The 10,792-nt window shown below is 69.4% G+C and carries 9 protein-coding genes; 6 read left to right on the top strand and 3 right to left on the bottom strand.

Features of this window, described 5'->3' with window-relative positions:
* Window positions 1–109: 109 nt before the first annotated feature.
* The 3 genes from D7X55_RS27180 to D7X55_RS27170 all read right to left on the bottom strand — a co-directional run bounded on the left by D7X55_RS27180 (window position 110) and on the right by D7X55_RS27170 (window position 2,363).
* On the bottom strand, window positions 110–523 hold the full coding sequence (locus tag D7X55_RS27180) for a hypothetical protein (protein WP_120551562.1): 414 nt from the start codon (window positions 521–523) through the stop codon (window positions 110–112).
* Window positions 524–573: 50 nt separating this feature from the next.
* On the bottom strand, window positions 574–1,617 hold the full coding sequence (locus tag D7X55_RS27175) for a diguanylate cyclase (RefSeq protein WP_121724580.1): 1,044 nt from the start codon (window positions 1,615–1,617) through the stop codon (window positions 574–576).
* A 128-nt stretch (window positions 1,618–1,745) separates the two neighbouring features.
* Window positions 1,746–2,363, bottom strand: coding sequence for a tRNA (guanosine(46)-N(7))-methyltransferase TrmB (locus D7X55_RS27170; protein ID WP_121724579.1), 618 nt, complete (start codon window positions 2,361–2,363; stop codon window positions 1,746–1,748).
* 81 nt (window positions 2,364–2,444) lie between these two features.
* Here D7X55_RS27170 and D7X55_RS27165 point away from each other — a divergent pair, with 81 nt between their 5' ends.
* The 6 genes from D7X55_RS27165 (at window position 2,445) to D7X55_RS27140 (ending at window position 10,765) form a co-directional block, all read left to right on the top strand.
* Window positions 2,445–3,371: a bifunctional riboflavin kinase/FAD synthetase gene (locus tag D7X55_RS27165; RefSeq protein WP_121724578.1), complete on the top strand. Its 927-nt coding sequence runs from the start codon at window positions 2,445–2,447 to the stop codon at window positions 3,369–3,371.
* 187 nt (window positions 3,372–3,558) lie between these two features.
* Window positions 3,559–5,259 (top strand): type IV-A pilus assembly ATPase PilB, encoded by a 1,701-nt coding sequence (gene pilB / locus D7X55_RS27160; RefSeq protein ID WP_120551566.1) that lies wholly within the window; start codon window positions 3,559–3,561, stop codon window positions 5,257–5,259.
* 48 nt (window positions 5,260–5,307) lie between these two features.
* The gene (locus tag D7X55_RS27155; RefSeq protein WP_120551567.1) at window positions 5,308–6,420 is read left to right on the top strand and encodes a type IV pilus twitching motility protein PilT; all 1,113 of its coding nucleotides are present in this window, start codon (window positions 5,308–5,310) and stop codon (window positions 6,418–6,420) included.
* Window positions 6,421–6,475: 55 nt separating this feature from the next.
* Window positions 6,476–7,726, top strand: a complete 1,251-nt coding sequence (locus D7X55_RS27150; RefSeq protein ID WP_120551568.1) for a type II secretion system F family protein — start codon at window positions 6,476–6,478, stop codon at window positions 7,724–7,726.
* 61 nt (window positions 7,727–7,787) lie between these two features.
* A complete protein-coding gene (locus tag D7X55_RS27145; protein WP_120551580.1) occupies window positions 7,788–9,326 on the top strand; it encodes a nitrogen regulation protein NR(II) in 1,539 nt (512 codons plus the stop codon).
* Window positions 9,323–10,765, top strand: a complete 1,443-nt coding sequence (locus D7X55_RS27140) for a sigma-54 dependent transcriptional regulator (protein ID WP_120551569.1) — start codon at window positions 9,323–9,325, stop codon at window positions 10,763–10,765. Before D7X55_RS27145 ends, D7X55_RS27140 begins: the two co-directional genes overlap by 4 nt.
* The last annotated feature ends 27 nt before the right edge of the window (window positions 10,766–10,792 follow it).

Genomic DNA, 10,792 nt, shown 5'->3' with positions numbered 1-10,792 from the left:
GTGGGCTCGGAGATGTGTATAAGTGACAGCTGCGGGGGCCACCCGCCGTGTCTTCCTGTCGTTCACGGTTGTACGTTACCTGATGCGCGGGGTCCGGGCATGCCCGGGCTCACGGCTGGGGGGATGCTGAAAAGTCCACCTTCCACCCGGACGGTTCCCTCACCATCCGGACCTCGCCCGACCTTCCCGCCGAGCGCACCACCAAGGTCGCCACGTCGCCCTCCTGCCGGAGCAGCGAAACCTCCTGAACATCCGGAGGCACCGGGACATTCGCGAAGAACAGCGCGAGCGGCTCCGGCTTCACCATGCCTCCCGACGCGTCGCTCACCTGCTGGGCCCGCGTCTTCAGGACCTGCTGGGTCGGTTGTGACAGCCCGGCGTACGCCTTGGGCAGCTCTCCGCGCTGCACGTGCCGGTGGAACGTCTGGTAGGCCCCCACGGGGGTGTCCGGCTGGAGCCGGCTGCAGCCGCCCAGGGAGAGGAGGGCGAACAGCAGCCAGGTCGTCATCGCGAGCGGGCGCATGGGGCCTCCGATTTAGGTCAAACCGCCGCCGTGGGGAAGCGGGAGGTGTGTCACGCCGCGTGCTGGTGGACGCGATTGCGGCCCGTCCCCTTGGCGGAATACAGGCTCGCGTCCGCCGCGCGCAGCAGCGCCTCCGTGCCCGGCAGGTCGTCCGCGGGCACCGTCGCCACGCCCAGGGACGCGGTCAGCTTCACCTCCTGCGACATTCCGTCCGGCCCCGTCCAGGTCAGCTCCAGCCGCTCAATCGCCTCGCGCACCCGCTCGCACGCCCGGAGCGCGTCCTGGGGAGCCGCCTCTGGCAGCAGGGCGATGAACTCCTCGCCGCCGTAGCGGGCCAGCAGGTCCACCTCCCGCAGCGTCGCGCGCGCCGTGTGCGCCACCGCGCGCAGCACCTCGTCCCCGAAGGGGTGGCCGAACGTGTCGTTGATGCGCTTGAAGTGGTCGATGTCCAGCATCACCAGCGACAGGGGGGAGCGGTAGCGGCGCGAGCGCATGAACTCCTCGCCCAATCGCTCCTCGAAGTAGCGCCGGTTGTAGAGCCCCGTGAGCGCGTCCGTGCGGCTGAGCGCGAGCAGCTCCTGGCGGCGGCGGTCCAATTCGCGGTTGGCCCACTCCAGCTCGCGGTTCTTCTCCAGGAGCGCGTCCTGCAGCGCCTTGAGCCGCAGCATGGACTTCACGCGCGCGCCCAGCTCCAGCATGTCGAAGGGCTTGACCAGGTAGTCGTCCGCGCCCAGCTCCAGCCCCTCCACCTTGCCCGCCGCCTGCCGCGCCGTCATCAGGATGACCGGGATGAAGCCGAAGCCGCCCTCGCCCGCGTTCGCCTTGACGATGCGGCACACCTCCACGCCGCCCAGGCCGGGCATCTCCACGTCCATGACGATGAGGTCCGGCCGGGCCGCGCGGATGGCGGACAGCGCCTGCGTTCCGTCCAGCGCTTCCTTGAAGACGTAGCCGTGCGGGGCCAGGCCCTCGCGCACGTGGCGGATCTGCGCCGGATCATCGTCCACGATGAGCACGGTGCGCCCGGCGAGGTCGTTGCTGGGGCCGCTGCGGCGCACGCCCTCCGGCATCCGTTTCCTGTCGACTTCCGCCATGAGGCGCCCACCCCCCCAAAGTAGGGGGATTGTCCTCCGGGCGGAGGGCGCTGCCAAGGCCCCTCGCGGACCGCCAGGGCCCCAAAGCCCCTCGCGCGTCCAGGGCCTGTCAGGCGCCGGACGGATGACTACGCGGGTTTCACCAGGCGTGCGCGGTACACCGGTTCTCCGGACGCCAGGTAGCGCCGCTCGCGGGTGGAGGGCACCTCCTCCGGGTCGTACGGGTGGAACACGCCCGCGCCCAGCGGGTTGTGGAAGCCCGCCGCCTCCAGGATTTCGAGCATGGCCACCGCGCGGTCCTGCACGTCGGTGCGCATGTCGAAGCGGCCGCCCGGCTTGAGCAGGCCCAGCATCACCTTCGCGAAGTCGGGCTGCACGACGGCCCGCTTGGCGTGCGAGCGCTTCCACCACGGGTCGGGGAACTGCAGGTGGATGACGTCCAGGGACCCGGGGGCGAAGATGCGCGGCACCACGAAGCGCGCGTCGGACTCGATGACGCGCAGGTTCTTCATGCCTGCCTTCTCCGCGCGCATCTGCGTGTCGCGCGCGTACTTCTTGCGCCACTCGAAGGCCACGAAGCGCACGCCGGGGTTGCGGCGGCAGTACTCCAGCGCGTGTCCGCCCGCGCCGGAGCCGATCTCCAGCTCCAGGGGCCCCGTGAAGCCGAACTCCGCGTCCCAGTCCGGGGGCGCATCCAGGGGGACGAACTTGAGGCCGACTGGATCAGGGAGCAGGGCAGGGCGCATGGCGGGAACGGTGGGCCTCTAACCATGGAGCCGCGTGGGTTGGCCAGGGCAAAAGCGCGCGGGGTGCTATACGGAAGGGCCATGAAGGTCTTCCAGTCCGTGTCCGAGGCGGGCCGCCAGCTTCAGGGGCAGGCCCTCGCGCTGGGCAACTTCGACGGCGTGCACGTGGGCCACCAGGCCCTCTTCTCGGAGGCGCTGCGCCACGCCCCCGCCAACGCGCTCACCTTCCAGCCCCACCCGGGCAAGGTGCTCCAGCCGGACCTGGCGCCCAAGCTGATCACCCTGCTGCCGCGAAAGCTGGAGCTTTTGTCCGCGTGCGGCCTGTCCCACGTGGTGGTGCAGTCCTTCACCCGGGACTACGCGCGCTCCTCGCCGCAGGACTTCGAGGCCGCCCTCTTCGACACGCTGGGCGTGGGCCACGTCGTCGTGGGCAGCGACTACACCTACGGCGCCCAGCGCGCGGGCACCGTCGCCACGCTGCGCGAGGCCGCGGCGAAGCGAAGCGCCCAGGTGCACGTGGTGCAGCCGGTGAACGTGGACGGCGTCGTCGCGTCCTCGTCGCGGATCCGCGAGTACATCCTGGAGGGGCGCGTGGGGGCGGCCAGGCGCCTGCTCGGCCGCCCGTTCGACCTGGACGGCACGGTGGTCTCCGGCGCGGGCCGGGGGCGCACCATCGGTTTCCCCACCGCCAACGTGGACACGCAGAACGAGCTGCGGCCCGCGCCCGGGGTGTACGCCATCCGCGTGCGCCTCCTGGGGGAAGCGGACGGGCCATGGTGGCCGGGGGCGGCCAACATCGGCGTGAAGCCCACCTTTGGCGGCACGGAGGTCACCATCGAGGCGCACCTCCTGGACTTCTCCGGCGACCTCTATGGCAAGGAGCTGCGGGTGCAGTTCCTGGAGCGGCTGCGGCCCGAGCAGCGCTTCGGCTCCGCCGCCGAGTTGGTGGGTCAAATCAAGCGCGACGTGGAGGCCGCCCGCACCGTGGTGGCCCGCGGCGACGGGTAGGGCTCAGGCAGCAAGGGAGCACGCCAGGGCGCCTTGACAGGCTGCGCATCGGTTTCCTCTAATCCGGGAGGATCCGTGCCAGGGCTTCAGGCCCCTGCCGCACGGCATCATGTCTCCCCCCTTCGGGTCCCGCCGGCAGCCGGGGCTCTGGCTGTCCCCTCCTCACGCTCAAAGAGGCATCCCAGAAATGTCCGGTCGACTCGGTGAATTGCTGGTGCGCGAGAACCTCATCTCCGTCCAGCAACTCCGCAAGGCGCAGGAGGAGCAGCAGAAGAGTGGCGCGCGCATCGGCACGGCGCTGATCAAGACGGGCGCCATCGAGGAGTCGAAGCTCACCGACTTCCTGTCGAAGCAGTACGGCGTGCCGGCCATCAACCTGAAGGACTTCGACATTGATCCGGACATCATCAAGCTCGTGCCCAAGGAAGTGGCCGAGAAGCACCTGGTGATCCCGGTCAACCGCGCGGGCCCGTCCCTCATCGTGGCCATGTGCGACCCGTCCAACATCTTCGCGGTGGACGACCTGAAGTTCCTCACCGGCTACAACATCGAAGCCGTCGTCGCGTCCGAAATCTCCATCCGCGAATCCATCGAGCGCTACTACGCGGAGAAGGGCCCCTCGCTGGAGGACATCGTCGGCGACGTGGGCGACGACATCGAGGTCGCCAAGGACGAGCAGGAGAACGTGGATGAGATGGCCAAGGCCGCGGACGACGCGCCCGTGGTCAAGCTGGTGAACCTCATCCTCATGGACGCCATCAAGAAGCGCGCGTCCGACATCCACATCGAGCCGTACGAGAAGGACTTCCGGGTCCGCTTCCGCATCGACGGCGTGATGTACGAGGTGATGCGCCCGCCCATGAAGCTGCGCAACGCCATCACCAGCCGTCTCAAAATCATGGCGTCGCTGGACATCTCCGAGCGCCGCCTGCCGCAGGACGGCCGCATCAAGATCAAGATCGGCGGCGGCAAGGAGATGGACTTCCGCGTGAGCGTGTGCCCCACGCTCTTCGGCGAGAAGGTCGTGATGCGCTTGCTCGACAAGAGCAACCTGCAGCTCGACATGACCAAGCTGGGCTTCGACGCGACGCCCCTGGCCTGGTTCAAGGAGGCCATCGACCGGCCCTACGGCATGGTGCTGGTGACGGGCCCCACGGGCTCCGGCAAGACGACGACGCTGTACTCGGCGCTCTCCAGCCTCAACGACGTGGGCACCAACATCTGCACCGCGGAGGACCCGGTCGAGTTCAACTTCGCCGGCATCAACCAGGTGCAGATGCACGAGGACATCGGCCTGAACTTCGCGGCCGGCCTGCGCTCCTTCCTCCGCCAGGACCCCGACATCATCATGATCGGTGAGATCCGCGACTTCGAGACGGCGGAAATCGGCGTGAAGGCGGCGCTCACGGGCCACCTGGTGCTCTCCACGCTGCACACCAACGACGCCCCGGGCACGGTCAGCCGGCTCCTCAACATGGGCATCGAGCCGTTCCTCGTGACGGCGTCGCTCAACCTCATCCTCGCCCAGCGTCTGGCGCGCCGGCTGTGCCCCGCGTGCAAGCGCCCCGCGGAGAAGGTGGACGAGCAGGCCCTCATCGACGCGGGCATCCCGCCGGACAAGATGGGCACCTTCACCATGTACGAGAAGGTCGGCTGCCGCGAGTGCAACGACCGCGGCTACCGCGGCCGCGTGGCCATCTACGAGGTCATGCCCTTCTGGGACGGCCTCAAGGAGCTGGTCATCAACGGCGCCTCCGCCGCGGAGCTCAAGCAGGAGGCCATCCGCCTGGGCATGAGCAGCCTGCGCATGAGCGCGCTCAAGAAGCTCATGGATGGCATGACCACCCTGGAAGAGGTCGTGGGCAACACCGCGCCGGACCGCTTCTAAATCACCCCCACTTCCTCCCCCCGCTTTCCTCCGACAGGACACGCATCCGTGGCCAACCTGCACCAGCTCCTCAAGGCGATGGTCGAGAAGGGCTCTTCCGACCTCCACATCACCACCGGCTCGCCGCCGCAGCTCCGAGTGGACGGTGAGCTCGTCCCGCTCAAGACGGCGCCGCTCACGCCCGTGGAGACCAAGCAGCTCTGCTACTCCATCCTCACGGACGCGCAGAAGCACAAGTTCGAGGAGGAGAACGAGCTGGACCTGTCGTTCGGCGTGAAGGGCCTGTCACGCTTCCGCGCGAACATCTTCATGCAGCGCGGCGCCGTCGCCGGCGCGTTCCGCACCATTCCCTTCAAGATTTTGACCTTCCAGGAACTGGGCCTGCCGCCGGTGGTGGCGGAGCTGGTGAAGAAGCCGCGCGGCCTCATCCTGGTGACGGGCCCCACGGGCTCCGGCAAGTCCACCACGCTGGCCTCGATGATCGACAAGATCAACACCGAGCGTCATGAGCACATCATGACCATCGAGGACCCCATCGAGTACCTGCACCCGCACAAGAACTGCCTGGTCAACCAGCGCGAGGTCGGTGCGGACACGCGCAACTTCAAGACGGCCCTCAAGTACATCCTCCGCCAGGATCCGGACGTGGTGCTGGTGGGCGAGCTCCGCGACCTGGAGACCATCGAAGCGGCGCTCACCATCGCGGAGACGGGCCACATCTGCTACGCGACGCTGCACACCAACAGCGCGGTGCAGACCATCAACCGCGTGCTGGACGTGTTCCCGCCGTACCAGCAGCCCCAGGTGCGCGCGCAGCTGTCCTTCGTGCTGGAGGGCGTGATGAGCCAGGCGCTCGTCGCCAAGGCGGGCGGCCCGGGCCGCGTGCTGGCCCTGGAGGTCATGGTGCCCAACCCCGCCATCCGGAACCTCATCCGCGAGGACAAGGTCCACCAGATCTACTCGTCCATGCAGGTGGGCCAGGCGAAGTACGGCATGCAGACGTTCAACCAGGCGCTCGCCGCGCTTCTGGCGCGCCGGGTCATCTCCCAGGACGAGGCCTTCGGCCGTTCCTCCGACCCGGAGGAGCTGCGCAACATCCTCGCCACGGGCGGTGCGCCGGGTGGCGCCCAGCGGCCGGCCGGGGGAGCGGGTGCCCGTTAGTTTTGGGGCATGAAAATCACAGGTTAGACTCCTCGCCCTCCCCGGAGGTCCCGTCATGGCAGCACCGGCAGTGCAGCAGAAGGCGACAGCGTCCAAGAAGAACACGGCCCAGTTCCTCTGGGAGGCGAAGACCAAGAGCGGGGAGAACAAGAAGGGTGAGATGGAGGCCTCGGACATCGAGGCCGTCAACGCCCGCCTGAAGTCCCTGGGCCTCAACCCCACGAAGGTGCGCAAGAAGGGCACCTTCGACATGGAGCTGTCCCTGCCCGGGAGCGTCACGGGCAAGGACATCCTCATCTTCACCCGTCAGTTCGCGACGATGATCGACGCAGGCCTGCCGCTGGTGCAGTGTCTGGACATCCTCGCCAGCCAGATGGACAACCCCGCCTTCAAGAAGGTGGTGTTCGCCATCAAGGGCAAGGTGGAGCAGGGCAGCACCTTCGCGGACGCCCTGAAGGAACACCCCAAGGTCTTCGACGAGCTCTACGTGCAGCTGTGCGCCGCGGGCGAGGTGGGCGGTATCCTCGATACCATCCTCAACCGGCTCGCCGCCTACCGTGAGAAGAACGAGAAGCTCAAGGCGAAGGTCAAGGGCGCCATGACCTACCCGTCGGTGGTCATCCTGGTGGCCATCGGTGTGACGGCGCTGCTGCTCCTCAAGGTGACGCCCGTCTTCGAGAAGATGTTCGCGGACTTCGGCTCGCAGCTGCCGGGTCCCACGCAGGTCGTGGTGGACATGTCGAAGTTCGCCCAGGCGTACTTCTTCCACACCGTCGTCGGCATCGCCGTGGTCGTCTTCGCCTTCAGCTGGAGCTACAAGCAGCCCAAGGGCCGCAAGTTCTGGGACAAGACGTTCCTCAAGCTGCCCCTCTTCGGTGACGTGCTTCGCAAGGTGGCGGTGGCGCGCTTCACGCGCACGCTGGGCACGATGATCTCCTCCGGCGTGCCCATCCTGGACGCGCTGGACGTGACGGCGAAGACGGCCGGCAACCGCACGGTGGAAGAGGCCATCTACTACGTGCGCGGGAAGATCGCCGAGGGCAAGAACATCGCGGGTCCGCTGCTGGAGACCAAGGTGTTCCCGTCCATGGTGGTGCAGATGATTGGCGTCGGTGAGGCGACGGGCGCCATGGACACCATGCTCAACAAGATCGCCGACTTCTACGACGACGAGGTGGACACGGCCATCGGCGCGCTGACGTCGATGATCGAACCGCTGCTGATGGTGTTCCTCGGCGGCGTGGTGGGTGGCTTCCTCATCGCCATGTACCTGCCCATCTTCAGCCTTGCCGGCGCGATCAAGTAACGCGCGCCTGGGCGGTTCCTCATCCAGCGCGGCCCCGGGCCTGGGGCCCCGCCTGGTGTGGCTGGTGTTGTTCCGCACCGTCGCGGCGAGCCTGTCGCTCGTGGTGACGGTGGCGAGGCTCCTGACGCAGCCCGCGCAGGAGCCCACCCGGGCGGACTCGCTGTCGTTCGCGGTCATCGCGGGCGCGTACGTCCTGACGGTGGTGACGGGCCTGCGGCTGCGCCGGGGCACCGCGGGGCGGCTGGACGGCATGGTGACGGTGGTGGGCGACGTGCTCATCGCCACCGGGCTCGTCTACCTGAGCGGCGGCGCGGACTCGCCGCTGACGTTCCTCTACAGCCTGGCCGTGATTGGCGCGGCGGTGGTGCTGGACTGGCGCGGCGCGCTGGTGGCCGCGGCCGTGTCCACGTTCGCGTTCACCATGCTGCTGCTCATCATGCGGCTCACCACGCCGGTGGACGTGGTGACGGTGCCCGCGGCGCGCGTGCTCTTCGTGCTGGGCAGCAACGCGCTGGCGCTGGTGCTCATCGCCGTGCTGTCCGGCTACCTGTCGCGCCAGCTGTCCGCCACCGGCGGCGCGCTGTCCCAGAGCGAGGCGGACCTGCGCCGGCTGGGGCGGCTGCAGCAGCTCATCCTGTCCTCCATGCCGTCGGGGCTGGTGACGTGTGACGTCCAGCGGCGCGTCACCTTCCTCAACACGGCGGCCCACGGCATCCTCCACGTGGAGGACAACGCGTCCGTGGTGGGCCAGCCCCTGGAGATGCTACTGCCGGGGGTGTCCACGCTGGCGCCGCGCGCCACGCGGGGCGAGCTGCGCGTGCGCACGCCGGGTGGCAACCGGGTGCTGGGGCTGTCGGTGTCGCCCCTGGAGGGCGAGGCGGGCGCGCTGCTCATCGTCTTCCAGGACCTCACGGAGCTGCGCCGCATGGAGGAGGACCTGAAGCGCACGGACCGGCTGGCCAGCCTGGGCGCGCTGTCCGCGCAGCTGGCGCACGAAATCAGGAACCCGCTGGCCGCCATGCGCGGCTCCGCGCAGCTGCTGGCGCAGGAGCAGTCGCGCGACGCGGTGGTGACGAAGCTCACCGGCATCCTCACCCGCGAGGCGGACCGGCTGGCGCGGCTGGTGGAGGACTTCCTGCGCTTCGCCCGTCCGCCGGAGCCCCAGCGCCGGCCGGTGGCGCTGGACGCGCTCCTGTCGGAGACGGTGGACATGCTGAGAGCGGACCCCCTGGCCCGCGAGGTCCAGACGGAGGTGCGCGCGGCGGAGTCCCTGACGGCGCAGGTGGATCCGGATCAGCTGCGCCAGGTGCTCATCAACCTCCTGCGCAACGGCTTCCAGGCGGCGGGCCCCCAGGGGACCGTGCGGGTGGCGCTGGCGCGGGTGGAGAAGGAAGCCCAGATTCGCGTGTGGGACTCGGCCGGCAGCATCACGGAGGAGATGATGGGACACCTGTTCGAGCCGTTCTTCACCACCCGCAGCGGCGGCACCGGGCTGGGGCTGTCCACCGCGCACTCCATCATCCGCGCGCACGGCGGCAGCATCCGCGTGACGTCCCACCCGGCCGAAGGCACCGAGTTCGTCGTGGGGTTGCCGCTGTGACGGCGCTCCCCCACGAAGGAGGCCCGCGCGGCCACGTGCTGGTGGTGGACGACGAGCTGTCCATGCGCGAGTACCTGGAGATATTGCTCGTGCGCGAGGGCTACGCGGTGACGAGCGTGCCCGGCGTCGAGCCCGCCCGCGCCCTGCTGGCGAAGGACCCGGTGGACCTGGTCATCTCCGACATGAAGCTGGGCCCGGCGGGCAGCGGCCTGGACGTGCTGCGCGCGGCGAGGGCGCTCAAGGAGCCGCCGGAGGTGGTGCTCATCACCGCCTTCGGCACGCCGTCCTCCGCGGTGGAGGCCATGCGCGAGGGCGCGTACGACTACATCTGCAAGCCCTTCGACAACGAGGAGCTGCGCCTGCTGGTGCACAAGGCGCTGGAGAAGCGCGCGCTGCGCCAGGAGAACAGCACGCTGAAGGCGCGGCTGTTGCCCGGGCTGGGCGGGCTCCTGGTGGGCACCAGCCCCCGCATGCGCGCCCTGTGGCAGCTGGTGGAGAAGGTGGCGCCGGGGCGCAGCACGGTGCTGGTGACGGGGGAGAGCGGCACCGGCAAGGAGCTGGTGGCCCGGGCCGTCCACCTGCGCGGCCACCGCGCCGCCCAGCCCTTCCTGCCCTTCAACTGCGCGGCCCTCAACGAGGGCGTGCTGGAGAGCGAGCTCTTCGGCCACATGCGCGGGGCCTTCACCGGCGCCACGCACGAGCGGCCGGGCCTGCTCATCTCCGCGGGCGAAGGCACGGTGATGCTGGATGAGGTGGGGGAGATGCCCCTCTCCACGCAGGTGAAGCTGTTGCGCGTGCTGCAGGAGCGCAAGGTGAAGCCCGTGGGCAGCGCGGCGGAGGTTCCCTTCCAGGCGCGCGTCATCGCGGCCACCAACCGCCGGCTGGAGGCGGAGGTGAAGGCGGGCCGCTTCCGCGAGGACCTCTTCTACCGGCTCAACGTCATCACGCTGGAGTTGCCCCCGCTGCGCGAGCGGCCGGAGGACATCCCGCCCCTGGCGACGCACTTCCTGTCGCGGCTGGCGGAGGAGCTGGGGCGCCCGGGGCTGCGCTTCGCGCCGGAGACGCTGGCCCTGATGGAGCGCTACGCCTTCCCGGGCAACGTGCGCCAGCTGCAGAACATGGTGGAGCGCGCGGCCACGCTGTCGGACTCGGACGTGCTGGGGCCGGCGACGCTGCCGCCCTCCGTGCGAGGCGAGGCGGAGCCGCAGGCGCGCTCGGGTGAGGCCGGCGAGCCGGTGCTGGGACAGGGCTTCAACCTGGAGCGGCACCTGGACGACCACGAGCGCCGGCACCTGCTGGCCGCGCTCAAGCAGGCGCAAGGGGTGAAGACGCGCGCCGCGGAGCTGCTGGGCCTGTCCTTCCGCTCCTTCCGCTACCGGCTGGCGAAGCACGGCCTCACGGATGAGCTGGACGAGCCCGGCGGGACACGCGCCGGCTGACGGCTTCCGGAAGGAGCGGGCGAAGGC

The organism is Corallococcus sp. AB049A (assembly GCF_003668885.1).
GTDB classification, from domain to species: domain Bacteria; phylum Myxococcota; class Myxococcia; order Myxococcales; family Myxococcaceae; genus Corallococcus; species Corallococcus interemptor.
This window is presented reverse-complemented; position numbering and strand designations above follow the sequence as displayed.